Origin of the sequence: Pseudoalteromonas sp. N1230-9 (assembly GCF_032716425.1) — a bacterium.
Taxonomy (GTDB): Bacteria; Pseudomonadota; Gammaproteobacteria; order Enterobacterales; family Alteromonadaceae; genus Pseudoalteromonas.
In genome coordinates this window covers 2,993,137-3,017,119 of the sequence record NZ_CP090419.1, presented here as the reverse complement: position 1 = coordinate 3,017,119, position 23,983 = coordinate 2,993,137, and the positions used below count along the sequence as shown (strand labels likewise).

The 23,983-nt window shown below is 40.7% G+C and carries 23 protein-coding genes and 1 pseudogene; 16 read left to right on the top strand and 8 right to left on the bottom strand.

Features of this window, described 5'->3' with window-relative positions; genetic code table 11:
- Position 1: 1 nt before the first annotated feature.
- On the bottom strand, positions 2 to 1,261 hold the full coding sequence (waaA, locus tag LY624_RS14005; RefSeq protein WP_341803250.1) for a lipid IV(A) 3-deoxy-D-manno-octulosonic acid transferase: 1,260 nt from the start codon (positions 1,259 to 1,261) through the stop codon (positions 2 to 4).
- Between the two features lie 156 nt (positions 1,262 to 1,417).
- On the opposite strand from waaA, the gene LY624_RS14000 reads away from it, so the two are divergent.
- The 5 genes from LY624_RS14000 to LY624_RS13980 all read left to right on the top strand — a co-directional run bounded on the left by LY624_RS14000 (position 1,418) and on the right by LY624_RS13980 (position 9,204).
- Complete coding sequence (locus LY624_RS14000; RefSeq protein ID WP_130149470.1) at positions 1,418 to 2,905, top strand: capsule assembly Wzi family protein; 1,488 nt, start codon at positions 1,418 to 1,420, stop codon at positions 2,903 to 2,905.
- 32 nt (positions 2,906 to 2,937) lie between these two features.
- Positions 2,938 to 3,528, top strand: coding sequence for a D-sedoheptulose-7-phosphate isomerase (locus LY624_RS13995; protein ID WP_130149471.1), 591 nt, complete (start codon positions 2,938 to 2,940; stop codon positions 3,526 to 3,528).
- Positions 3,528 to 4,970, top strand: a complete 1,443-nt coding sequence (gene hldE, locus LY624_RS13990; protein WP_341803249.1) for a bifunctional D-glycero-beta-D-manno-heptose-7-phosphate kinase/D-glycero-beta-D-manno-heptose 1-phosphate adenylyltransferase HldE — start codon at positions 3,528 to 3,530, stop codon at positions 4,968 to 4,970. Before LY624_RS13995 ends, hldE begins: the two co-directional genes overlap by 1 nt.
- Before the next feature lie 889 nt (positions 4,971 to 5,859).
- Positions 5,860 to 8,124, top strand: coding sequence for a catalase/peroxidase HPI (gene katG / locus LY624_RS13985; protein ID WP_341803248.1), 2,265 nt, complete (start codon positions 5,860 to 5,862; stop codon positions 8,122 to 8,124).
- Between the two features lie 60 nt (positions 8,125 to 8,184).
- Entirely contained in the window at positions 8,185 to 9,204 is a 1,020-nt protein-coding gene (locus LY624_RS13980; RefSeq protein WP_341803247.1) for a cytochrome-c peroxidase, read from the top strand.
- Between the two features lie 17 nt (positions 9,205 to 9,221).
- On the opposite strand, the gene LY624_RS13975 is transcribed toward LY624_RS13980, so the two are convergent.
- Complete coding sequence (locus LY624_RS13975) at positions 9,222 to 9,944, bottom strand: 3-deoxy-D-manno-octulosonic acid kinase (RefSeq protein ID WP_341803246.1); 723 nt, start codon at positions 9,942 to 9,944, stop codon at positions 9,222 to 9,224.
- A 126-nt stretch (positions 9,945 to 10,070) separates the two neighbouring features.
- Here LY624_RS13975 and LY624_RS13970 point away from each other — a divergent pair, with 126 nt between their 5' ends.
- The 6 genes from LY624_RS13970 (at position 10,071) to glpG (ending at position 15,302) form a co-directional block, all read left to right on the top strand.
- A complete protein-coding gene (locus LY624_RS13970) occupies positions 10,071 to 11,132 on the top strand; it encodes a glycosyltransferase family 9 protein (protein ID WP_341803245.1) in 1,062 nt (353 codons plus the stop codon).
- Positions 11,129 to 11,680, top strand: a complete 552-nt coding sequence (gmhB, locus tag LY624_RS13965) for a D-glycero-beta-D-manno-heptose 1,7-bisphosphate 7-phosphatase (protein WP_237119951.1) — start codon at positions 11,129 to 11,131, stop codon at positions 11,678 to 11,680. Before LY624_RS13970 ends, gmhB begins: the two co-directional genes overlap by 4 nt.
- 159 nt (positions 11,681 to 11,839) lie before the next feature.
- Positions 11,840 to 13,036, top strand: coding sequence for a glycine C-acetyltransferase (locus LY624_RS13960; RefSeq protein ID WP_062568717.1), 1,197 nt, complete (start codon positions 11,840 to 11,842; stop codon positions 13,034 to 13,036).
- Between the two features lie 55 nt (positions 13,037 to 13,091).
- Positions 13,092 to 14,117 (top strand): L-threonine 3-dehydrogenase, encoded by a 1,026-nt coding sequence (tdh, locus tag LY624_RS13955; RefSeq protein WP_062568718.1) that lies wholly within the window; start codon positions 13,092 to 13,094, stop codon positions 14,115 to 14,117.
- Between the two features lie 55 nt (positions 14,118 to 14,172).
- Positions 14,173 to 14,490 carry a thiosulfate sulfurtransferase GlpE gene (gene glpE / locus LY624_RS13950; protein ID WP_130149478.1) on the top strand — a complete coding sequence of 106 codons (318 nt, stop codon included), beginning with the start codon at positions 14,173 to 14,175 and terminating at the stop codon, positions 14,488 to 14,490.
- The gene (gene glpG, locus LY624_RS13945; protein ID WP_341803244.1) at positions 14,487 to 15,302 is read left to right on the top strand and encodes a rhomboid family intramembrane serine protease GlpG; all 816 of its coding nucleotides are present in this window, start codon (positions 14,487 to 14,489) and stop codon (positions 15,300 to 15,302) included. Before glpE ends, glpG begins: the two co-directional genes overlap by 4 nt.
- A gap of 37 nt (positions 15,303 to 15,339) precedes the next feature.
- Here glpG and LY624_RS13940 read toward each other — a convergent pair whose 3' ends face one another.
- Positions 15,340 to 15,747 (bottom strand): flagellar basal body-associated protein FliL, encoded by a 408-nt coding sequence (locus LY624_RS13940; protein WP_341803243.1) that lies wholly within the window; start codon positions 15,745 to 15,747, stop codon positions 15,340 to 15,342.
- A gap of 165 nt (positions 15,748 to 15,912) precedes the next feature.
- Between LY624_RS13940 and LY624_RS13935 the strand changes: the two genes are divergently transcribed.
- Together LY624_RS13935 and ubiA are read left to right on the top strand one after the other, a co-directional pair.
- The gene (locus tag LY624_RS13935) at positions 15,913 to 16,458 is read left to right on the top strand and encodes a chorismate--pyruvate lyase family protein (RefSeq protein WP_341803242.1); all 546 of its coding nucleotides are present in this window, start codon (positions 15,913 to 15,915) and stop codon (positions 16,456 to 16,458) included.
- Entirely contained in the window at positions 16,455 to 17,333 is an 879-nt protein-coding gene (ubiA, locus tag LY624_RS13930) for a 4-hydroxybenzoate octaprenyltransferase (RefSeq protein ID WP_237119948.1), read from the top strand. Before LY624_RS13935 ends, ubiA begins: the two co-directional genes overlap by 4 nt.
- Before the next feature lie 4 nt (positions 17,334 to 17,337).
- Here the strand turns inward: ubiA and LY624_RS13925 are convergent, their stop codons facing one another.
- The 4 genes from LY624_RS13925 to LY624_RS13910 all read right to left on the bottom strand — a co-directional run bounded on the left by LY624_RS13925 (position 17,338) and on the right by LY624_RS13910 (position 21,086).
- A complete protein-coding gene (locus LY624_RS13925) occupies positions 17,338 to 17,958 on the bottom strand; it encodes a 2OG-Fe(II) oxygenase (RefSeq protein ID WP_341803241.1) in 621 nt (206 codons plus the stop codon).
- A 135-nt stretch (positions 17,959 to 18,093) separates the two neighbouring features.
- The gene (locus tag LY624_RS13920; RefSeq protein WP_130149484.1) at positions 18,094 to 18,981 is read right to left on the bottom strand and encodes a LysR family transcriptional regulator; all 888 of its coding nucleotides are present in this window, start codon (positions 18,979 to 18,981) and stop codon (positions 18,094 to 18,096) included.
- Positions 18,982 to 19,099: 118 nt separating this feature from the next.
- Positions 19,100 to 20,626 (bottom strand): DUF3369 domain-containing protein, encoded by a 1,527-nt coding sequence (locus LY624_RS13915; protein ID WP_341803240.1) that lies wholly within the window; start codon positions 20,624 to 20,626, stop codon positions 19,100 to 19,102.
- A gap of 52 nt (positions 20,627 to 20,678) precedes the next feature.
- The gene (locus LY624_RS13910) at positions 20,679 to 21,086 is read right to left on the bottom strand and encodes a DUF2721 domain-containing protein (RefSeq protein WP_130149486.1); all 408 of its coding nucleotides are present in this window, start codon (positions 21,084 to 21,086) and stop codon (positions 20,679 to 20,681) included.
- An 86-nt stretch (positions 21,087 to 21,172) separates the two neighbouring features.
- Between LY624_RS13910 and LY624_RS13905 the strand changes: the two are divergent.
- The 3 genes and pseudogenes from LY624_RS13905 to tsaD all read left to right on the top strand — a co-directional run bounded on the left by LY624_RS13905 (position 21,173) and on the right by tsaD (position 23,187).
- A pseudogene (locus tag LY624_RS13905) lies at positions 21,173 to 21,537 on the top strand (putative signal transducing protein).
- Complete coding sequence (locus LY624_RS13900) at positions 21,521 to 22,111, top strand: YjaG family protein (protein WP_130149487.1); 591 nt, start codon at positions 21,521 to 21,523, stop codon at positions 22,109 to 22,111. Before LY624_RS13905 ends, LY624_RS13900 begins: the two are co-directional and overlap by 17 nt.
- 62 nt (positions 22,112 to 22,173) lie before the next feature.
- Complete coding sequence (gene tsaD / locus LY624_RS13895) at positions 22,174 to 23,187, top strand: tRNA (adenosine(37)-N6)-threonylcarbamoyltransferase complex transferase subunit TsaD (RefSeq protein ID WP_341803238.1); 1,014 nt, start codon at positions 22,174 to 22,176, stop codon at positions 23,185 to 23,187.
- 3 nt (positions 23,188 to 23,190) lie between these two features.
- Here tsaD and plsY read toward each other — a convergent pair whose 3' ends face one another.
- Complete coding sequence (gene plsY / locus LY624_RS13890) at positions 23,191 to 23,793, bottom strand: glycerol-3-phosphate 1-O-acyltransferase PlsY (protein WP_130149489.1); 603 nt, start codon at positions 23,791 to 23,793, stop codon at positions 23,191 to 23,193.
- Positions 23,794 to 23,983 lie beyond the last annotated feature (190 nt).

Below are 23,983 nucleotides of genomic sequence, written 5' to 3'. Positions count from 1 at the left end.
TCTAACTTTCTAAGTAAAGCTCAATTAAATTGACAGTTTTGCTAATAGCACCTTGGTTATTAGCGACGCACTTCGCAGCTTGTTGACCAAGCTTAATCGTCTCTTGTACATCAGTACTCAAAGCGATAAGCGTATCAGCAAGGTGATTTTCATCGGTAACGGTTTTAGCTCCTAAAGCACTAATCAGCTCAGGATAAATATGGTCAAAGTTATAAGTATGAGGGCCTGCTAATACGCCAACAGAAAACGCAGCTGACTCTAATGGGTTATGGCCGCCTCGTTCTATTAAACTACCGCCAACATAGCTGATGTTTGCCACACCATATAAGCATTGTAACTCACCTAACGTGTCTGCTAGCACAACTTGTTGGTTGTTATAGTTATCTTCACTGCGACGACTAAAGCTCAAATTTGAACTTTTTAATATCTCCGCAACTTTATCAAATTGCTCTGGGTGTCGCGGAGCAATAATCAAAAGAGCGTTGGGTAACGTTTTTAACAGCTTCTCATGAGCAGTTAAAATAAGCTCATGCTCAACGGGGTGAGTAGAGCCTGCAACCCAAATAAATCGCTCGTTGTTATATTGACTTTTAAGTGCAGCGACTTTAATTAATTGTTCATTTGTTGGCGTGATATCAAACTTAATAGAGCCAAATACTCGCACCTTTTCAGGCTTTAAACCAAGCTCAATGAAACGGTTCGCATCATCTTGGTTATGACTTGCAAGAGCACTGATTGAATTCATAATCACTTTTGTTAGTGGCATCACCTTTTGATAACCCTGCTGTGATTTAACAGAAAGGCGCGCGTTTAAAATAAGCACTTTAATCCCACGTTTATTGCTTTGCGCCATTAAATTGGGCCACAGCTCTGTTTCCAAAATACACAGTACTTGAGGTTTAGCTCGTTTTAAAAAGCGGTGAGTGGCGTCAGGAAAATCAATAGGTAAATAACAGTAATTAACAGAGTCTTGGAAGTTGTTTTTTATTTGCTCACGGCCCGTCGGGGTATTGCATGTTACTAAAATACTTAAATTGGGATTGTGTTGTTTGATAGCTTTTATGAGCGGCGTTGCTGCAAGCACCTCACCAACCGATGCGCAATGAATAACAATATCTTGCTTTTTAGTTGCTAAAAAACCAAAGCGCTCCGCAAAATGATGACGATAACCGCCATTTTTTTTACCCCTTAGCACGTATAGATAGAAGATAATAAGCGGGCTAAGTATATATAAAATCAAGGAGTATAAAATACGCGCCATCACTGTGCCTACAACATAGATAAAACGCTATGATAACGTGGAACATAGCTCAGCTGAATATAAAATGTTAAAAACAGTTATCTTTAAGAGTTTTAAGTGTGTCGACGCGTCGAATTTGGTAATATTTCAAATACTTTGTATAGGGACTATGTAGTTATGAAATTAAAAATGATAAAAGCCTCAATTGTAGGTGTGTTACTTAGTTGTTCCTCCCCACTATTTGCAACGCCCACAGCCTACTTACCTATAGGCATGGACGCACAGCTTGATCATCAATTAGATACACTATTTGCACTTACCTCTGGGACACCGATGGCTAAACCTTATCGGTTGGCTGAAGTCGAGACAGCACTCACTAAACTAGAAAGCTCTGAGCCTGCATTGGTCGCAGCTATTCGCGCTAAGATTAAACCTTATCAAAGTGATGATGCTATAACTCGCGTCGGCGTGAAACTTCAGGTTGACTCTGATACCAGCAAACAAATAGCGAATCAGCGAGGTTTGAGTTCTGATGAGTGGGGGCAAGGCTTTTTTGAAGGCATATGGCGTGCGAACGATTACACATTAGTGCAAGTTGGTCTTGATTATCGTGCTAAAGCTAATAAGTTTGTAAATTACAACACATTCGTTAGTTTTGCTGGTGAAGATCTTCAATTAAATATTGGTTATAAAGAGCATTGGTTCTCACCATTTAAACACTCTGCGCAAGTGATTTCTACCAACGCAAAAACAGCGCCATCGGTATCGATAGGCATGGTTCAGCCAGCACATAATTGGTGGAATTTCGACTTTGAGCTGTACTATTCAGAATTAGAGCATGTTGATAACGGCATCCTTTATCAAAATGAGCTTCATAGTGGTACACCTAAGCTTGCAGGTACGCATTTTAGTATTGAGCCAATCAATGGTTGGAAAATTGGCATCAACCGTATGATGCAATTTGGTGGTGGTCCTCGTAAGGTTGATGCAGGTGATGTGTTTGATGCATTTTTTGACCCTGCTGGAAACGACAACTCTGGCCTTACAGGGAGTAAAGATAACGAACTTGGCGATCAATACGCGACAATTACCAGTACCGTAAACTTTAATTGGGGCATGCCCATTGAACTTTATTTTGAGTATGGCGGTGAGGACACTAAAAACCATAAAAACTATCAATTTGGCAACACAGTAAGCAATGTGGGCTTTTTCTTACCGAAAATGACAGATGCCATGTCATTAAGGTATGAATATACCAATATGCACAGCCTATGGTATGTAAACGAAATTTATCCAGTTAACGGCAATACGGTGGGTGGATTTGTGACTGGCCACTATGCAGCTGATCAGCGTTATAGTGATTTTCATGCAGATGGCGTTGCGAAGGTTTATGCAGATGCGCCACCTACTCAAGTACATAGTATGGAACTTACTTACAATGAGAGCCTTAGTTCTTTATGGCGTGGTAAGTTAACCTTAATTGAAAACGAAAGTAATTATTTAAATGAATTTGGGCAAACAAGCGCAGACTATGAAAAAGCAGTTGAACTTCAATTGAGTAATACACGTCAATGGAATGAACACACACTCGAGACAACACTGACCTATGGTGAAGATGTGTTTGGAGAGAACTATACTTGGTTATCCGTTGCATTATTTTGGTAAGCGAAGCCGTTATTTATTTTTGAGGAATATCTATGTCTAATCTTGATTCTGTAGCGGCAAGCTACCTAGAGAGTTTAAACCGTCATCAAATGTTGTTTGAAACGATGGAAACCTATCACCCAGAAGTGATGCAGCTTCTTGAAGCATGCCATAGTACATTACAAGCTGGCGGAAAAGTGATTTGGTTTGGTAATGGTGGTAGTGCAGCCGATGCACAACATCTTGCTGCAGAGTTTGTCGTTCGCTATAAATTAGAGCGAGGCCCACTTGCTTCTATTGCGCTTACAACAGACACCTCTATTCTGACAGCACACAGTAATGACTACCACTTTGACACGGTATTTGAACGCCAAGTTCAAGCGCTATGTAAGGCTGATGACTTAGTGATTGGCTTAACGACTTCAGGCACGAGCCCTAATATTAATCTTGCGCTGGCTGCTGCAAATGAAATTGGTGCGTATACTGTGGCTTTAACAGGCCGCGATGGCGGTAAAGTGAAAGATATCGCGAAGTTACCGATTATTATTAAAAATGACGAAACAGCACGTATTCAAGAAGCGCACATGTTTATTGGTCATTGGTTGTGTGAAGCCATCGATATGGTTGTAGCGGAGCAAAAGTAATGGATTTAGCGTTACTAAAAAACCTTTCTAAAGCACGTATTTTGGTTGTTGGTGATGTCATGCTAGATAGATACTGGCATGGCGATTCAGGGCGTATTTCCCCAGAAGCGCCGGTACCTATCGTTAAAGTCAGTAAGTTTGAAGATAAGGCGGGTGGCGCGGCAAATGTTGCAAAGAATATAGCCCGTTTAGATGGCAAAGTAGGGCTGCTAGGTCTAGTTGGCGAAGATGAAAGTGGGCAGATCCTTGAAACAATTTTAAGCTCGGAAAAAATAGATTCTCAGCTAGTCAGTGTTTGTGAGCTACCTACAATTTCTAAAATGCGTGTCATAAGCCGACATCAACAAGTTGTTCGCCTTGATTTAGAAGAAACCTTTACTGAGCAGCACAGCCAATTATTACTTAACCGCTTAGAGTTAGTGCTTGATGATTACGATTTCGTATTGTTTTCAGATTACAACAAAGGTTCACTTAGCTTGATTCAGGCAATGATTCAGGTTGCTAAAAAAGCCGGAAAAACAGTACTTATCGATCCAAAATCATCGGATCTTAATTTATATCGTGGTGCAGACTACATAACGCCTAATTTAAACGAGTTTAAACTTGCTGGTGGACAAACAGGTTCAGAGCAAAGCTTAACAGACAGCGCACGCATGCTTATTAGTGAAGCAGGTATTGCGGCTATGTTATTAACACGTTCAGAACAAGGCATGTCCTTGATAAGCGAAGCTGAAAAGTTTGACTTTGCAGCTCAAGAGCTTGAAGTGAGTGATGTTACCGGAGCGGGAGATACGGTTATCGCGACCTTAGCGGTCATGTTAGGCGCTGGAATGACGCCTAAGGATGCTGTTGAAATTGCCAACCTTGCGGCGGGGATTGCTGTTAGTAAACTTGGTGCCGCAACCGTGTCTCCTGAAGAGCTTAGCCGTAAACTTGGTCAATACTTACAGCAAACAGGTGAGCACTATCAAACGCCGTTTGACGATGTTTTACAACATATTGAGTTTGCAAAGCAAAATGGTGAGAGAATAGTCTTCACAAACGGTTGCTTTGATATCCTTCATGCGGGGCATGTGCGTTATTTAGCGCAAGCAAAAGCAAGAGGCGATCGCTTAGTTGTGGGCTTGAATAACGATGAGTCTATTTCGCGATTAAAAGGCCCTGAACGACCAATTAACCCATTACAAGAGCGTGCAATGGTATTAAGTGCACTTGCTTCTGTCGATTGGGTGATCCCATTTGGTAGCGTAGAAGAAAATGATACACCAGCCAAACTCATTGAAACGATCAGCCCTGATGTACTCGTCAAAGGAGGCGATTACACTGTTGAGCAAATTGCAGGTGCAGAGCATGTTTTGCGTCATGGTGGCAAAGTTGAAGTGCTTGAGTTTCTTGACGGGTGCTCAACCTCTAATGTGATTAGTAAAATTAAACAACCCTAACCCTAAAGTGGTGGGCTTTTCTCCGCCCTTTACGAAGCAGCCAGTCTGTAGCTGATTTTTATAAAGGCTTTTACTTATTAATTAATAAGTAAAAGCCTGATTTAGATCAAGCAAGGGGTCAATTCAAGCCGAAAAATATGACTGCTATGATTAGTCTTTATAGTCATATTTTAATCTTACCTTTAAAGTAAGTTCTTACTTCCTAGTAAATTACAGCTAACTATAGAACTAAAGTTCTGTTTTTTGCTGCCTGTTTATCTTTATATTTAAAAGTCGCTTTTAACTTGCTGATATTGTGTTCTATTTATTTTTCCTTTATGAGCTTTTTTAATTTTGAAAATTTAAAAATCAAAATTTTTATCATTATTTTTCACTACTTACCTGTTTTTGAAATTTTATAATCTGCTTTGTTTTCTAGTTGTTTATCATTATTTAATCAAGAAAATAAATTAATATAATCTATAAAATCGATTTTATTTAAACGTATTTTGCATCTAATGTATCTAAAAAAGGTCTGTCGTTGGTTAGGTTTTAGTACGTTGTTAATAATGAGGTTCTTTCATTTGTGCGACATAAAAACTCATGCACGGTATTGCATCGTGTAAGCAAATTTTGAGTTGCAGTAACTAACCACTTTCAGGGCTTTGCACAGCTTAAAACGTACCTACCACAAGTTACACATTAGCAGGTTAGAAGGGGTGGTAGGTCGTTTTATATCGTTTTTTCGATATGAAGGAGGTTGGTTTTCATATTAGTTTATTTTTGTGAGTTTAAATTCTGTTGAGCTTAATTTCTCTAAATTTCTAATGTTTTAGTTTTAGATTATTTAGGTGTTTGGCTTGATTTTAAATAGGTAGTTTAAAAATTATATTAGTTTGAGGATTATGTTATGAATAACCGTATTGTTAGCAAGTACACCATAATAGCCAGTGCGCTGGCTATTATTATTAATTTTGAGGGGATTGCGGCTGAAGCTCAAATGAGCAAGCCTAAAGGCGCTGTTGGTAGCGGCCATGTTGCTCAAAATCAGGCAAAATCAAACCTATTTTGGTGGCCAAATCAGGTTGACCTAGCTCCGCTGCGTGATCATGACTCTCGCTCTAACCCGCTAGGAGAAAACTTTGATTATAAGAAAGCATTTTCTAAGCTCGATATGAATGCATTGAAAAGCGATATTAATAAAACACTCACAGACTCTCAGGACTGGTGGCCCGCAGACTGGGGAAATTATGGTCCTTTCTTTATACGTATGACATGGCATGCCGCAGGAACTTATCGAACGCTTGATGGCAGAGGCGGAGCCGGTGGAGGCCAACAAAGATTTGATCCCCTAAATAGCTGGCCAGATAACGCAAGTTTAGACAAGGCGCGTCGACTACTTTGGCCAGTTAAACAAAAATACGGTGAACTTATTTCTTGGGGTGACCTTATAGTACTTGCAGGCAATGTGTCTCTTGAGAATATGGGCTTTAAAACATATGGTTTTGCCGCAGGCCGCCAAGACGATTGGGAGCCTGATATGGTTTATTGGGGCCCTGAAGTTGAAATGTTAGCAAGTGACCGACGAGAGGCTGATGGTAAATTAAAAAGACCTCTTGCAGCTGTTCATATGGGGTTGATTTATGTGAACCCTGAAGGGCCAAATGGTGTTCCTGATCCTGTTGATTCAGCGGCTAACATCAGAGAATCTTTTGCCCGTATGGCGATGAATGACGAAGAAACGTTAGCACTTATTGCCGGTGGTCACACATTTGGAAAAATGCACGGTGCGCATAAAGCGGCAAAATGTATCGGCCCTGAGCCAGGTGCTGCTGGACTTGAAGAGCAAGGGTTAGGCTGGAAAAATAAGTGTGGTAAAGGCCACTCTGAAGACACTGTTACAAGTGGTCTTGAGGGAGCGTGGACGCAATCACCAACTCGCTGGACATCGCTTTACTTATCTAACCTTTTAAACTTTGAGTGGAAAAAAACAAAAAGCCCTGGTGGGGCGATTATTTGGGTACCGACGAATGAGTCTTTACATAAAGTGGTTCCAGATGCGCATGTTAAAGGAAAGTTCAATCCGCCAGTTATGACAACAGCTGATTTGGCATTGAAGTTTGACCCTGCATATCGAAAAATTGCGGAAAGATTCCTAGCCGATCCAGAAGAATACCGCTTAGCATTCGCAAAAGCGTGGTACAAACTGACTCACCGTGATATGGGACCTCGAGATAACTATTTAGGTGATGCGTTTCCAAAAGAGAAGCTAATTTGGCAAGACCCAATAGACAAGCCAAGTTACAAACTGGTTAATGCAAACGACATTAAAACTCTGAAAAGTAATATTTTAAATTCAGGTTTAACCGTTTCCGAGTTAGTCAGAGTTGCGTGGACATCGGCTGCTTCTTATCGAAATTCAGATATGCGAGGAGGCGCTAATGGAGCACGCATTGCCTTACAGCCGCAAAAAGACTGGGCTGTGAATGCACCAAAAGACACTGCAAAAGTGATTGCTAAGCTGAAAAAAGTGAAAGATGACTTTAACAAAAAGTCGCGAGGAGGCCGTAAGATTTCTCTCGCAGATACAATTGTACTTGCAGGAGCTACAGGCATTGAAAAAGCAGCTAAAGAGGCTGGATTTAAGGTAACAGTGCCATTTTCACCAGGTCGAGGTGATGCAACCCAAGCGCAAACAGATATCAACTCGTTTTCTTTGTTGGAGCCTAAAGCAGATGGATTTCAAAATTATTATCAAAAAGGCTATTACAAATCTCCTACTGAGGCACTTGTTGATAAAGCTGACCAACTAGCGTTAACGGTACCTGAGATGACAGTGTTAGTGGGTGGAATGCGTGTACTTGGTGCGAATAATTCCAGCAAGCATGGTGTCTTTACTGATAAACCTGGTGTACTAAGCAATGACTTTTTCGTTAACTTATTAGATATGTCTACCAAGTGGAAACGAAATGGTGATATCTATGAAGGGGTAGATAGAAAAACTGATAAGCTTAAATACACAGCCACACCGGTTGATTTAATCTTTGGCTCATCAGCTGAGCTTAGAGCCGTTGCAGAGGTTTATGCTTTCGATACATCAAAAGAACGTTTTGTTAATGATTTTATCAAAGCATGGGTCAAAGTTATGCAGGCTGATCGTTTCGATCTCAAATAATTAAGTAATGCAACAAAGCGGTTTTATTTAAAGCCGCTTTTTTATTTAACTTGCAGCGATATGAATATTAACCAGTTGATTGTAGTCTTATTTAAGAAGCTAACACTTTTTATTGTGTTATCAGCTTCTTTAACTTTAAATACACATGCAAAGCAAACCGATATAGAGGACAAAGCACTTCGTCAGAATGCATTATCTGTGTTTGGTGTTATTCCTGAAAAAATGCCACGCAGTGATGCAGACACGCCCGCATTAATTCAGTTAGGTAAAAAGCTTTATTTTGAAACACGTTTATCTAGCAACAATAGCCAATCTTGCAATTCATGTCACAACTTACTAAATGCAGGGCAAGGTCATGATGCTAAGGTTGTTTCAGTAGGTGCCTTAGGCATAAAAGGGCGCAGGAATGCCCCATCTACATGGAATGCTGGTTTTCAATTTGCCCAAAACTGGGATGCAAGGGCTGAAAATCTAGAGCAGCAAGCCAGCGAACCATTATTAAGTGAACATGAAATGGCGTTAGCTAGTAAGCAAGAGGCTGTTGATAAACTTAATGTTTTATACAGCAAAGAGTTTGAGCATGCCTTTGCTCGTTCAAGCCCTGCGCTCACTTTTGAAAATATAACCAAAGCGTTAGCATCCTTTCAAAGAACATTGATCACAAAAGACCGATTTGATCGCTACCTGAATGGTGATAATGAGGCACTGACAGCGCAGGAGAAGCGAGGTCTTTTACAGTTTCAAGAGAATAGTTGTGCAAGTTGTCATAGTGGTCGTCTTTTAGGTGGGCAGTTCACAATGAAAATGGGGATCGTAAACCCATACCCTAATCGAGATGATAGGGGAATGGGGGAGGTGACCAATAGAAAAGATCATGATTATTTATTTAAGGTACCAAGTTTGCGAAATGTGGCAAACACAGCACCGTATTTTCATGACGGAGCTGCAGCAACGTTACAAGAAGCTATTCGTTTAACTGGTTGGCACCAATTAGGTAAAAAGCTCACTGAAGAAGAGGTTGAAAATATTGCCGCTTTCTTAGAAACCTTAAACAATGAAAATATTGTTAGCTTCCCATAAAAAGTCACATATTTTAGTTAATGTTTTAGTTGTGCTTGGTACTCACAAATGAGTAACTGCCAATCGCTTTGCTGCCAATGCATAACTTCGTTACGGCCTTGTTCTTTTGCAAATGAACGTGCCAAGCGTTTCATATTTTCTTGTCGCCAACTTGCTTCTGGTTGCTTTATTTCACCACGGTCGAAGTCAATAATGAAGACGTTACCGCTATCGTCAAATAAGATGTTATTGATGTTTAAATCTGCGTGATATACCCCGTGGTTGTGAAATTCACTGAGTGTTGTTGCTACTTTTTTTAATTCATCCTGATTCAGGGCTCGTGTAATAAGTATATCGAGTAAGCTTTGTGCGCCTTTCACTGCTTGGGTAATTATATCGCCACGATAAATCAAGCCATGAGTTGTGACTTTCGCTGCTATTGGAGTGGGTACATTCAAACCCAATTCAGATAAGCGCATCATTAGCGAAAATTCTTTATACACACGCGTCTTTTCTAAACCTAAGTAAAGATACTGATCAGTTAAAAGTTTACCAACAAGGCCACCACGCCAGTAGTGCCTTAACACAGCGGTTAATTGATCATGTTTAAAAAACCAGGCTGTTGCACGGCCTTTTTTAGCGCCAACAATTTTATTTTGTTGTTGCCAAAAGTCAGCATCAAACCACTCGCAAGTGAGTAACTGTGTATAAGCGGGGTGACAAAGTAGCGTGGTATTTTTTTGATGCAGAGTCTCAAACATAACAACTTAACGTATTAACGATCAATGCTTATTATAGTACCGTATTTTTGGCATTTCGTATAAGTACTTGCAATAGCACAAAGTTAATTTAAGATCGCATTTTATTTGCTGTTGCTAAGGGCACGTGTGACTCATTCAACCTCGTATTCAGAAATATGTATATTAAGGCTTTCGGCTATTGGTGATGTTTGCCATGCAGTATCGGCTGTGCAAGCTATTCAAAAAGCGCATCCTAAGGCAAAAATTACCTGGGTGATTGGTAAAATCGAAGCGATGTTACTGGCTGATTTACCAGGTGTTGAATTTGTGGTGTTCGATAAAAAACAAGGTAAGCAAGCTTACAAACAGCTTAAACAGGTTTTTAAAGGTCGACAATTTGATGTGTTACTACATATGCAAGTAGCACTGAGAGCAAACCTTGCAGCACGTTGTATTCCTGCCAAAATAAAAGTTGGCTTTGATTGGGCGCGAGCAAAAGAGTTACATAGCTTGTTTATTAATAAGCGCATTGCACCACAAGCCGAGGCTCATGTGTTGGAAGGTTTTAAAGGGTTTGCGAGCGCCATTGGTGTGCCTGACTATCAACCAAGCTGGCAGATGCCAATTACTGAGCAGCACCAGCAAGCTGCTGATACGTTACTAGGTGAAGAGCGTTTAGCAGGGCGTATTTTTGTGATTTCACCTGCGGCAAGCAAAAAAGAGCGAAATTGGTTGCCTGAGCGTTATGCAGCACTTGCTGACTATGCTCACAATCAAGGTTTCTCGGTAGTGATTACGGGTGGCCCAACGCCGCTCGAAGAAACGCTTGCAGAGCAAATCATTAGTCACAGTAAGACGCCTATTTTGAATCTTGTCGGTAAAACTCAGCTCAAAGAGCTGTTATGTGTGTTAAAGCGCGCGTCTTTAGTGCTTGCTCCTGATACTGGCCCTGCCCATATGGCGGTTACGGTTGGCACGCCTGTGATAGGGTTATACGCTCATTCAAACCCAAAACGAACAGGTCCTTATTTGTACCAAGATTACGTGGTTGAGGTTTATCATCAAAACCTTGTTAAGCAAACGGGTAAAATAGCTGAACAATTACCATGGGGGACGCGTGTTAAAGGGGCAGATCTAATGACACAGATTAGTGTAGAAGATGTCACTTTAATGTTTGACCTTGTCGTGTTGAAAGAGCAACTGAAATGAAGAAAGTATTATTTTTAGACCGTGATGGTGTGGTGAACATTGATCACGGTTATGTGTATAAACCACAAGAGTTTGAATTTGTTGCCGGTGTGTTTGATGCCTGCAAAAAGTTTACTGATGATGGCTACGAAATTGTGGTGGTTACTAATCAATCGGGAATTGGTCGGGGCTACTATTCAGAGCAGGATTTTCATAATCTAACAGCTTGGATGAAAGACGAGTTTAAACGTCATGGCGTGCCTATTCTCGCGGTTTACTTTTGTCCACATCATCCAACAAAAGCACAAGCGAGTTATTTGCAAGAGTGTGACTGTCGTAAACCTGCGCCAGGAATGCTTTTACAGGCTATTACTGAGCATGATATTGACCCTAAAAAAAGTATCATGGTTGGTGATAAGCTGGGAGATTTAATTGCAGCTGAAAGGGCAAGTATTGCCACGCGTGTATTGGTGCGTTCAGGGCAAAGTTACGCAGAGTCAACAGAACAACATGCTGATATCGTTTGTGAGTCATTAGCCGACTTACCTGCTCTGGTTTTACACTCATAGCAGGTAAGACCAGTTTTATTTCGCAAATCCGCACCCATTCAAGGCGTGCGACGAACTACAAACAGTGCAATTGTTCGCCTAAGCTTTTACAATAGGCGCAAATTTCACAGTCACAGCTAATCGGCTCTGATTATTTAAAAGATTATTTGGAGATTTCAGATGAGAGCATCTGCGTTTTTTAATCAGCTTCAGCAACAAATAGACGAAGTAAAAGCTGAAGGTCTATACAAAAGCGAACGTGTTATTACCTCACAACAACAGGCTCAAATTGAAGTTGCATCGGGTGATAAAGTTATCAACTTTTGTGCAAATAACTACTTAGGTCTAGCAAATAGCCCAGAGCTAATTAAAGCTGCGCAACAAGGTCTTGATGATCACGGTTTTGGTGTTGCATCAGTCCGTTTTATTTGTGGTACGCAAGATATTCATAAAACATTAGAAGAAAAGATTTCTGCGTTTTTAGAAACAGAAGATACCATTCTTTACTCATCATGTTTTGATGCAAACGCAGGTTTATTCGAAACTATCCTAGGCCCAGATGATGCGATTATCTCTGACGCTTTAAACCATGCTTCGATCATTGATGGTGTACGTCTTTGTAAAGCTAAGCGTTTCCGTTATGCCAATAACGACATGAGCGACCTTGAAAAGCAACTTATTGCAGCTGATGAAGCGGGTGCTAAAACAAAACTCATCGCAACAGACGGCGTTTTCTCAATGGACGGCGTAATTTGTAATCTTGAAGCGGTGTGTGACCTAGCTGATAAATATGATGCGTTAGTGATGGTGGATGACTCTCACGCGGTTGGTTTTGTAGGTGAAAATGGTAAAGGCACACCTGAGTACTGTGGTGTACTTGACCGTGTCGATATCATCACAGGTACCTTGGGTAAAGCACTGGGCGGCGCATCAGGTGGTTACACATCAGGTAAGAAAGAAATCGTTGAATGGTTACGTCAACGCTCGCGCCCGTATCTTTTCTCAAATTCACTTGCGCCATCAATTGTTACAGCATCAATTAAAGTACTTGAAATGCTGAGCAACGGCGGCGAGTTACGCGCTAAGCTTTGGGACAACGCAAAATATTTCCGTGAACAAATGGAAGCGGCTGGCTTTACCTGTGCAGGTAAAGATCACGCGATCATTCCTGTGATGTTAGGCGATGCTAAAGTTGCCTCAGCCATGGCAGACAAATTACTTGCTGAGGGTATTTACGTAACGGGTTTCTCATTCCCTGTGGTACCTAAAGGTCAAGCACGTATTCGTACGCAAATTTCAGCGGCGCATACAAAAGAGCAATTAGACACTGCAATAGCTGCCTTTACCCGTATTGGTAAAGAAATGGGTGTTATCTAATTTTATTTCCTAAACCGAAGCCTTTGCTTCGGTTTTGTTTAATTGAGTGTGAATCATGAAAGCATTATCTAAATTAAAAGCAGAACCAGGAATTTGGATGACTGATGCGCCAAAGCCTGAAGTTGGTCATAACGATCTGCTTATTAAAATCCGCAAAACAGCAATTTGTGGAACAGATGTCCATATTTATAAATGGGATGAGTGGGCACAAAATACAATTCCTACGCCAATGGTCGTTGGCCACGAATATGTAGGTGAAGTGGTTGATATGGGCCAAGAAGTACGTGGTTTCCAAGTGGGTGACCGTGTATCGGGCGAAGGGCATATTACCTGTGGTCACTGTCGTAACTGTCGTGCTGGCCGTGTACATTTATGTCGTAACACCACAGGTGTTGGTGTTAATCGCGAAGGTGCATTTGCTGAATACCTTGTGATCCCTGCTTTCAATGCATTTAAAATTCCAGATAACATTCCTGATGAGTTAGCATCAATCTTTGACCCATTCGGTAATGCTGTACACACAGCGTTGTCGTTTGATTTAGTCGGTGAAGACGTGTTAATCACGGGGGCTGGCCCAATTGGTATCATGGCAGCAGCGGTTGCTAAACACGTTGGTGCACGTCATGTGGTTATCACTGACGTAAACGAATACCGCCTAGATTTAGCGCGTAAAATGGGCGCTACTCGTGCAGTAAACGTAGCAACTGAAAAGCTTGAAGATGTAATGAAAGAGCTTGGCATGACAGAAGGCTTTGATATTGGCCTTGAAATGTCGGGTGTGCCAGTTGCATTTAACAGCATGCTTAATAACATGAATCACGGTGGCAAAATCGCTATGCTAGGTATTCCACCTTCAGATATGGCGGTTGATTGGAACCAAGTTATTTTCAAAGGCTTAATTATCAAAGGTATTTATGGCCGTGAAATGTTTGAAACTTGGTATAAAATGGCCAGCTTAATTCAATCAGGCCTTGATCTGAAACCAATTATTACTCACCAGTTCTCTGTGGATGATTTCCAAGAGGGCTTTGATACCATGATTTCAGGCCAATCTGGTAAAGTAATCCTTAACTGGGATTAGTGCCGTTTATAGTGATAAGGCGGCAGATTGCCGCCTTTTTAGTTTAGAGAGTATTATGTCATACAAGCATATTTCAGTAAGCGACACGTTTGCGCTTTTAGATAAAGAAGACGTTGTGATTGCCGATATTCGTGACCCTAACTCGTTTCAAACGGGTCACATTCCAGGCTCTGAGCATTTATCAAATGCTAATATTAGCGAGTTTATGATGAATAAAGAGTTCGATCAGCCAATCATTATTGTTTGCTATCATGGTGTGAGTTCTCAAGGTGCTGCGAGCTACTTAGTTGAGCAGGGCTTTGAAGATGTTTACAGTATGGATGGAGGCTTTACAGCTTGGCAAACACAACTTCCGGAGCATATTGAACGATGATTGAACTGGGCAGCATAAATAACCCTCGCGCAGCGCAGGGGTTTATTGACTATATTAAAAGCAAAGGCTTACAAGGTGAGCTTCGCTCTGAAGACGGTGAAACTGTCATTATTTGTGTTGCTCCAGAGCATTTCCATCAAGCTCAACCATTATGGCAAGAGTTTGCTGCAAATCCACATGATGAAAAGTATCTGCAAGCCTCTTGGCAAGTGGGTAGCACACAATCATCACTTTCTTACCAAGGTCAGTCGCTCAACCTAAAAACGCGTTTTAAAGCATTAAGCTGGCTCAATCGCACAGTCACGCTAGTATCAATAGCGATTTTTGTGGCTTTTTTACTCGGTGGTTTTGATACCATTTATCGGATGCTACAGTTTAATCCTGCGCAACCGCTTAGTTGGTTTACACCAGCAATCGTGCATTTTAGTGCTATCCATTTAATTTTTAATTTAATTTGGTGGATGACACTAGGTAATGACATTGAAAAGCGCAGTGGAAAGTTAACCTTAGTCGGCTTATTTTTAGTGACCTCATTTTTCAGTAACTGGGCACAGTTTTTATTGGTTGGGCCTAATTTTGGTGGCTTGAGTGGCGTGGTCTACGGCTTGCTAGGCTTTTGTTGGATATACAGTGCAATGAGACCAACAGAGCCGCCTTTAGTCAGCAAAAGTATTGTTGGTTTTATGCTTGTTTGGCTGGTTTTAGGCTTTGTTGAAATGTTACCTGTCAATATGGCTAACTGGGCGCATCTTGCGGGGCTTTTATCAGGTATGGCTTATGCTGTATCAGATAAGTTACTTTCGCGCCGTTAAAGTAATCTGTGACGGCGTTTGCCGTCACTTATTATGGCTAGTGATATAAGTATTTAGTGAACAATACTTCACGCACTATTTCTTGCCCAGTTTCTTGTTTTAAAAGTGTTTTTAACTTTTCAGTACAGCGCTTTCTTATTTCTTCTCGACCGGTAAGCGACTTGATGTTCTCTTCAGGCTCTTTAGAAAGAATTTCAACAATCGCATCACGCAGCAAAGGGGTATGATGTTCTACGACACGGATATCCGACATGTCATTGAGCATAAGATCGACCGTAATACGCACATAACCAAGCTTTTTGTTACCTTGGCCAATATAGTTGGTAATTATGTCTGGTTCAAAACCAAAATAACCGACTTTTGACTCGGCATGTGCCGAAAAACTAAGTGTTGCATTAACTGCTAATAGGCATATCAAATAAATTGATAATAACGATTTTTTCATAGTTAAAAATAGTCCACCCTTTCAATGGTTTTTAGTCTATACCCAAACTCACTAGAGATACAGGTTGTTGTAAGAATTTTAACTGTTGTTGAGATTAAATGATGGCTTTTGCCAAACGTTTTGCAGTGATATCATTTGCGCGGTTTCTTAAAATACTGAGTTGTTGTGACTAAATTCCCAATATCATTAGTTGCCGATTGGCAATCGGCATCAGCCTACCCACATTTAACGCAGCAGCAACAAAGCTGGTTGCTAGAAGCGGGCTCATTGACCGCTAAGCTCAAAAGTCATTGCCAACAGTTTTCTGTTCATGTGCTCAATGAAACACCTTTTGACTTAACCTCAGAGCAGCAAGCACTATTAAATACATCTTTAAGTCACGCATTAAACCGCGAAGTATTATTGCTTTGTGATAACAAGCCTATGGTATATGCGCAAAGCTGGTTGCCAGCAGATGATACCCTAAAAAAGCAACAGTTGTTAAGTATGGGTACAAGGCCTTTAGGCGATGTTATTTTCCAAGATCCCAGTCTTTTACGCACCGAAATTGAAGTGGCTGAATTTTCAGAGCAACACCAACTAGATTCTCTTATAAATGAGTTAGGTTTAGAACCGCAGATGTTATGGGGTAGACGCAGTGTGTTTTCGCTATCTCGTGCGCATTTTTTAGTTGCTGAAGTCTTCTTACCTGGAGCCTATATTTACTTATGAAATTAGCTGCATTACACATCGCACATATCCCTTACTATAAGCAATTGATGCGTACCGATAAACCAATAGGGACTTTGTTATTGCTTTGGCCAACATATTGGGCACTTTGGCTTGCGAATCAAGGCGCGCCTAGCGTGCTAAATTTTGTCGTATTTAGCCTAGGGGTCTTTGTAATGCGTAGTGCCGGTTGTGTGATTAATGATTACGCAGATCGTAAAATTGATGGCTCAGTAAAACGCACAGCACAGCGCCCATTGGCTGCGGGGTTAGTTTCAAGTGGTGAGGCTTTGAGTTTATTTGTGCTGCTTATTGCAGTGGCATTTGGCTTAGTGTTAATGCTCGGATGGTCAACGATATTGCTGTCGTTTGGCGCACTCGCGCTGGCATTTTGTTATCCATTTATGAAGCGTTATACCCAATTACCGCAAGTTGTGCTTGGTGCGGCATTTAGTTGGGCTATCCCAATGGCTTATATGGCCTCGATTGGTTCAGTACCTGTAGAAGCATGGCTTTTATTTATTGCTAACCTTGTTTGGACTGTGGCTTATGACACCATGTATGCCATGGTTGATAGAGATGATGATTTGAAAATAGGTGTTAAATCAACAGCTATTTTGTTTGCGAGTTATGATAGGCACATTATCTTTTTACTCAATGCCTTGTTTGTAGCGATTCTTGCTTATATAGGCCTTAGTAACCAACTCGGTCTTTATTATTGGCTTGGATTGGCTGCTGGAGTTGGCTTTTTACTTTATCAACAAAAACTCATTCATGGCCGCGAGCGGGATCCTTGTTTTAAAGCTTTTTTAAATAATCACTATGTGGGTTTAGTGATATTTATAGGTTTAGCAGCTTCCTTGCCATTGCCATTTTAGCTCATTATCTTGGCGGGTCTATAATTCCGCTGATTGAGGCATTTTTTCTGAACCAGCCTGCAATCGAGTAGCGAACATCTTCTGCTGGTAATACTTCGTGCATGAAGCGTTCGCTTTCAAACATCACAAGTGTACCCGCTTGAGGTTTTACAATGACCTCAATATCTTTGCTTTTTGGCTTATAGATGACGAGTTCACCACCTGAATCAGGTGTATTTAAATAACAGACGGTTGTAAAAATACGGTTTGAACGACCCTTGAAGGCATCATAGTGTTTTTTATAAAAGTCGCCTTGTTGATACTTTGCATAATGGCATTCATAGTCAAACAGCCCTAAGAAAAAACTGCGGTTTAACTGTGTCTTTATCGCTTCCATGGTCGCAAGATAAGTAATTTGTGCTTGGCTTGAACTATCAAACCAAAAGGTCTTATCTTTACGGATGGTTTTATCAATTTGTTGGTCGTTCAAACGACCAATTCCCGCAGTATGAAAATGCGGATTAATACGATAACAATCTGCAATTAAATCAGTTAGTAAGTTTTCATCAATTGCGTTTTCAACAATGGCATAGCCGGTTTGTTCTATTGCGTCTAAATAGGTGTTGGAAATAAGTTGCGCGGTCATTCATGTGCACAATCAAAAAAAGGTGCGTAAGTGTAGCTGAAAAAAAGAATCATGCACGCTTTTTATGCAATATGTTGATGATTAAGTGAAGAAGGGAGCTAGCCTTTGCTTGCAAGGCTAGCTTAAATGTATGCGTTAGTTGTGACTAGATAACGCTGTCTTTTCAATTAAATCTAATAAATGACTAATATGCGAGTTTTCATTAACCTGCTCATTAGTTTGAATAACCAATTGTTCATGAGCGATCCCTTTATTCGTTTTTAATAAAAGTAGCTCAGAGTCAGAAGAAACACTGTTAGCATGCTCAATGCTTGCAATTGCAATATGATCTGACTTTTTAAGGCCATCCATCACCTGTTCAATACTACCAACTTTAATGCTTGATGATTTATTGAATGAGTCAACTGCTTCGTTAAGCATAGTTTGAACTTGCTTCGACTGTGCAAAACAACTGTACATTGGGTAGTCAGCCAAATCACGTTTACTAATATCGCTCTTATTAGCAAGCGGGTGATCTTTTGAAACAAATAGGATAAGTTGGTCTGGTAAGTGGATGTCGCTGCCAATACTATTCATTGCCTGCGAGCACACGCTTATGTCTATTTCACCCAGTTGCAATTTACGAATAAGTTCGCCTTGCTCTTGTAGTTGCATTTCAATTTTTACGTGTGGGTACTGAGCTAAAAATTGCCCACAAGAAACAGGCACAACAGTACTTGCTTTAGTTGTGTAACCAATGACAAGCTTTTCGTTAACGCAGCCATTTAATGATTCAAATAAACGTTTTTTCGTTTCTTCTAAATTATTAAGGGTTTGTTTTGCGTATTCTAAGAAAAGTTCACCCTCTTTGGTTAGTTTTACCGAGCGGGTAGAGCGGGTGACAAGCTCATAACCAATTTCATCCTCGAGCGTTTGAATACTGCGAGTTAATGCTGAAGTACTAATTTGAGTTTTTTCTGCAGCTTGGCGAAAATGCCTGAGCACGCCTAGTGCAACGAATTGTTCAAGTTGTTCAAATCTCACTTTAAATAGTCCCTTGTTATAAGTAAGCCCTTACATCCAGGCAAAATAATTATACTTTACGATGGCATAGTAAATTATAGTACCTATTTTGGAAAGTGTTGTTTACCGAAAAGTTACACTAATCAGGGTATCGGTCTTTAATCTCTAGGAAAAGTGTTAAATTTTCAAGTAATATATCGACTAAAGTTGGATCAAAATGTTTCCCTCGTTGCTCTTTTATTAATGTTAATGCGTCTTCTAATGGCCATGCTTTTTTATAACAGCGGTCGCTACACAGTGCATCAAATACATCGGCAATAGCGGTAATACGGCCGACAATATGAATATTACTTCCTGATAAACCTTGAGGGTAACCTGTACCGTCCCACTTTTCATGATGTTGGTGAGAGATTGTTGCACCACAACTTAAAATCTCGTTACTTGAATTTTTTAGAATTTCATAGCCGATTTGAGCGTGGTTTTTCATTATTTTCCACTCGTGCTCATCTAATTTGCCTGGTTTATTTAAGATATTGTCAGGAATACTTATTTTTCCTATGTCGTGCAATGGGGAGGCAAGTTTAATAATTTCGCACTGGAATGGATCTAACTGGGAGAGTTTTGCTAGGAGTTCACTATAAAGTGCGACACGCTTTACGTGTGAGCCTGTTTCTTTTGAGCGTTTTTCAACAGCTTCCCCCAAAATATACGATAACTCTTTTTGTGAATCTTTAACCATCTCTCGTAGCTTTAGGTTGTCATAAGCCAGTGCTATATTGTTTGCATAAAACTCCAGTAGTTGATGATCTGTTGATTGAAGTTTTGTGCCTTTGTGCACGTATAACATGGTTTCAAGGCCAGCTTTAGTTGGAAAGTAACCTATATAGTCAGTACTTGTTTTTAGCGAAGACTTACGCTCATGAGCATCTATAAATAAGCTTTTTACTTCATTTGGAATAGTGCTTTGCTTTGGTGTTGGACCTACGCCAGATGCGGCGAGCAACTGAAAATCAGTGGCGGGGGATGATTGTAAGTTGACGGCGGCGGCGCAATATATTTGGGCATCATTTATACCCATCACGTTGGTGACATGGCTTAAAATTGTTGATGCAAACTCATGGACACTGTCGCATTTTAAAAAATTTGCCGATGCATTAATTATTTGCTCAAGACCGTGTTTATGACGGTCAATAATCTGAATATCACGATGCGCTCTCAGTGCAGAATAAAGCAGTGTTTTGATTTTAATTGCAGTGAGCTCTGTTTTATTTTTATAGTCGTTTATGTCGTAATCACGAATAATAGATTCTTCAGGTGCTTCACCTGGTTGCCCTGTTCTTAATATTAGGCGAATATCGTGATTATCGATGTCATCACGTATATATTGAATTAAATCAAGACCTGCGTGGTTGGTTTCCATAACAACATCAACCAAGGCCACTGAGAAGGGGATGTCCTTTTTTAAAAACTCTTTGGCTTCGGCTGCCGAATAGGCATCGTAAAAGCGCAATCCTTTTCCTTCAAAGGTGAAACCTGCAAGCACAAGCTTAGTAACCTGATGGATATCTTCTTCGTCGTCAACAACAAGAATGTGCCAATATTCAGGCTCTTCAGTTTGTATATCACTCTCTTCTAATCGTTCATCAGAAAACAAAAAGTCATCCACGCACGCACCACTTATTGTTATTTCTCGTAACAATAAGTATAGAGGCAGAAATTTACTCTGCCTTATCTGAAAGTGGTTTTTTTTCGATATTCTGAAGTTCGATTTCGATTGCATCGCACGAAATGTGGATTTCATACAACGAGGTTAATAAGGATAAAGCGAGGCTAGCAAGGCTTATCCCAAATAGCACAATGCCTGTGGTATTAAATTCAATAAATAAAGCAAACATAGAAAGAGTGCACATAAAAAATGAAGCGACACCATATACTTGCATCACTCTTATTAATTTAATTCGTTTTCTAAGGTTTTCGATTTGTGCAACAACTAAAGGACGAATGCAGTCACCTTCACGTGCGTTAAGCTCACGAATTAACTGAGCAAGTACTAAAAAGCGATTCGTATACGCTAGCAACAAAAGAGAAATTGCAGGGAAGAGTAGTCCTGGGGTTGTAAGTGTCATTAAGCCGCCTTTAAATATGGGTTGCACAAAGGTCAATAGCTAGAGTAGCTTAGGTTTAAAGTCGTGCAAAGTAAAAGAGAATCAATTTGCAAAAAAATAATTTAAATCAAGATAATACTGGTGATTCATTTACTTGGGTGGGGATTTTTAGGGCTGAGAATGCCTTGCAAGCTAACATAATTAAAGGGTTGTTAGAAAGCGCTGGAATTCAATGTGAGCTGCAAGGTGAAATGTTGCAAGGCGCTCTCGGCGAGATCCCATTTGAGCAAACGGGAGTCGAAGTACGAGTTTATGCGATAAAAGAGCGCCAGGCGCGCGAAATATTGATAAACTACCAGCAAGTGAAACAATCCGCTCCTGACTGGGTTTGCCCAACATGTAGCGAGCTTAATGGGTCAACGTTTGAAATATGTTGGTCTTGTGGACTGTAAAGAATGACGAAAGCGAATAATTTTCAACGTATTAGAGAATTAAACTATTTACAAAAAGCGGTTTTGGGTGGTGCATTGCTTGAGCGTATGTTGCCTAACTATGCCCTATTTAGCGAAGCCACAGGGTTTGGTGACGGATCCGTGTTTCGTAGTGCGTTAAGTGTGTGTTGGGAGAAAATTTTACTACCCAAAAGTAAAATTAGCCTTGAGAAGCAAATTGAAAAAATTGAGCCTAATGTACCTGAATTAAATGATTTTGATATGTTTGGTGTATACCCAGCGATTGATACAGCAACGGCATTGCTTGGCATGTTGCATGGTTTAATGGCAAAAGATGAACAAGAATTTCTAAACATCAGTAAAATTTCCCAGGCCTCAGTCGCACGTTATATTGAGTATCAACTGACTGTTGATGGTGAGTTGGCTGATAACAAGGCCGTACGTGAGCACCCTTTAATGCAATATGAAATTGATGTGCTTGCTGAACTTATTGATTTTGTAGAGCAAATGGGCCGAATTACTTCCCAGAACGTAAAAGAGCTTAAACAGCTTGCGGTATCTGACGGTCAAACCAACATTGGTATTGCAATTTAATGTTCAGTAATGCGTATTTTCGCTGTAAAATGCGCGTTTGTTTTTTATTGGCGGAGTAATTGATGCGAATTTTAGGTATTGAATCATCATGTGATGAAACAGGTATTGCCATTTATGATGATGAACAAGGCTTATTAGCACATCAACTATACAGCCAAGTTAAAGTACATGCAGACTACGGCGGTGTAGTGCCAGAACTTGCATCACGGGACCATGTACGCAAAACCTTACCGTTAATTGATGCGGCGTTTGCACAAGCGGGTTGTGGCCCTGAAGACTTAGATGGCATTGCTTATACGGCAGGCCCAGGCCTCGTGGGAGCTTTACTTGTGGGCACCTCGATTGGCCGTTCACTAGCCTATGGTTGGAACATCCCCGCTGTGGCTGTTCACCATATGGAGGGTCATTTACTTGCCCCTATGCTTGAAGAAGAACAGCCAGAATTTCCGTTTATTGCGCTGCTTGTCTCGGGCGGCCATACCATGATGGTTAAAGTGTCAGGTATTGGTGAGTACGAAGTCTTGGGTGAGTCGGTGGATGATGCGGCGGGTGAAGCGTTTGATAAAACTGCTAAATTACTAGGTCTTGATTACCCCGGTGGCCCTCGCCTAGCAAAACTTGCGGAGCAAGGCACGCCAGAGCGATTTGTATTCCCACGCCCGATGACAGATAAACCAGGTTTAGACTTTAGCTTTAGTGGTTTGAAAACCGCAGCATCAATTGCGATTCGTGATAACGATGATGACGAGCAAACTAAAGCAGACATCGCACATGCATTCCAAACAGCCGTTATTGATACGCTTATCATTAAATGTAAACGTGCATTAAAACAAACAGCCATTAAACGTTTAGTGATTGCAGGTGGTGTAAGTGCCAATGTTCAATTACGTTCGCAACTAGAACGTGTAATGCAAGGCATGAAAGGGCGCGTGTATTACCCGCGTACTGAGTTTTGTACAGATAATGGTGCAATGATCGCTTATGCCGGTATGCAGCGTTTAAAAGCAGGGCAATTTGCAAGTCTTGATATGAAAACTAAGCCGCGCTGGCCAATCGATTCTCTTGAGCCGTTATAAGCGCTATTCATTTTCTGGGGCTTTTTTCTTAGCCCCAACCTTTGGTTCATCGCCACACATCAAACGTGTCATATTCGCTCTATGGCGAAAAATAATTAATACCGTTAAAAATGTTACCGGCAAAGTATAAAGTGGCTTTATCCACCATGTGTAAAGCGGTGCAAGAGATACTGTCACTAATGCCGCGAGTGATGAATAACGTGTAATTGCAATAATTAGCAGCCAAGTTGTGATTAGCATCCCACCTAGAGATAAACCAATAGGTAGCAAGGTACCAAAAGCAGTGGCAACGGCTTTTCCGCCTTTAAAGCCAAAAAATAATGGGTACATATGGCCTAGACATGCTGCAACACCGATAAGACCGAGCATCAGAGGCTCTATGTTTAAAAAGTAAGCGCCCCAAACAGGGATCGTTCCTTTTAATATGTCAAACACAAGCACTAATACAGCGGGTAACTTTCCACCGAGGCGGTAAACGTTGGTGGCTCCAGGGTTATTCGATCCATGACTGCGTGGGTCTGGTAGTCTAAATAGCCGAGAAACAAGGATAGCGGACGAAACCGATCCTAGTAAATAGGCTAAAACTAACATTAAAACTGCTAACACGCGCTTCCTTATTTTTTAATCGGCACTTTTGGGCTATCATTGGCGGCAAAACCGTCTGCCGCTATTTTTTCGATTAGATTGTTACAAAAAAATACTAACAATCTATCCGTTATTGTAGGGGTAATTTTAATATATTAAAACATTATGACAGCTTATAAAGCGTATTATTAAGATCAATAAGCGCATAAGG

What these genes read in the sequence shown, in the direction of transcription:
- waaA (WP_341803250.1), bottom strand. Translation starts at nt 1,261, where the DNA reads ATGGCGCGTATTTTATACTCCTTGATTTTATATATACTTAGCCCGCTT.
- LY624_RS14000 (WP_130149470.1), top strand. Translation starts at nt 1,418, where the DNA reads ATGAAATTAAAAATGATAAAAGCCTCAATTGTAGGTGTGTTACTTAGT.
- LY624_RS13995 (WP_130149471.1), top strand. Translation starts at nt 2,938, where the DNA reads ATGTCTAATCTTGATTCTGTAGCGGCAAGCTACCTAGAGAGTTTAAAC.
- hldE (WP_341803249.1), top strand. Translation starts at nt 3,528, where the DNA reads ATGGATTTAGCGTTACTAAAAAACCTTTCTAAAGCACGTATTTTGGTT.
- katG (WP_341803248.1), top strand. Translation starts at nt 5,860, where the DNA reads ATGAATAACCGTATTGTTAGCAAGTACACCATAATAGCCAGTGCGCTG.
- LY624_RS13980 (WP_341803247.1), top strand. Translation starts at nt 8,185, where the DNA reads ATGAATATTAACCAGTTGATTGTAGTCTTATTTAAGAAGCTAACACTT.
- LY624_RS13975 (WP_341803246.1), bottom strand. Translation starts at nt 9,944, where the DNA reads ATGTTTGAGACTCTGCATCAAAAAAATACCACGCTACTTTGTCACCCC.
- gmhB (WP_237119951.1), top strand. Translation starts at nt 11,129, where the DNA reads ATGAAGAAAGTATTATTTTTAGACCGTGATGGTGTGGTGAACATTGAT.
- LY624_RS13960 (WP_062568717.1), top strand. Translation starts at nt 11,840, where the DNA reads ATGAGAGCATCTGCGTTTTTTAATCAGCTTCAGCAACAAATAGACGAA.
- tdh (WP_062568718.1), top strand. Translation starts at nt 13,092, where the DNA reads ATGAAAGCATTATCTAAATTAAAAGCAGAACCAGGAATTTGGATGACT.
- glpE (WP_130149478.1), top strand. Translation starts at nt 14,173, where the DNA reads ATGTCATACAAGCATATTTCAGTAAGCGACACGTTTGCGCTTTTAGAT.
- glpG (WP_341803244.1), top strand. Translation starts at nt 14,487, where the DNA reads ATGATTGAACTGGGCAGCATAAATAACCCTCGCGCAGCGCAGGGGTTT.
- LY624_RS13940 (WP_341803243.1), bottom strand. Translation starts at nt 15,747, where the DNA reads ATGAAAAAATCGTTATTATCAATTTATTTGATATGCCTATTAGCAGTT.
- ubiA (WP_237119948.1), top strand. Translation starts at nt 16,455, where the DNA reads ATGAAATTAGCTGCATTACACATCGCACATATCCCTTACTATAAGCAA.
- LY624_RS13925 (WP_341803241.1), bottom strand. Translation starts at nt 17,958, where the DNA reads ATGACCGCGCAACTTATTTCCAACACCTATTTAGACGCAATAGAACAA.
- LY624_RS13910 (WP_130149486.1), bottom strand. Translation starts at nt 21,086, where the DNA reads ATGACACTTACAACCCCAGGACTACTCTTCCCTGCAATTTCTCTTTTG.
- LY624_RS13900 (WP_130149487.1), top strand. Translation starts at nt 21,521, where the DNA reads ATGACGAAAGCGAATAATTTTCAACGTATTAGAGAATTAAACTATTTA.
- tsaD (WP_341803238.1), top strand. Translation starts at nt 22,174, where the DNA reads ATGCGAATTTTAGGTATTGAATCATCATGTGATGAAACAGGTATTGCC.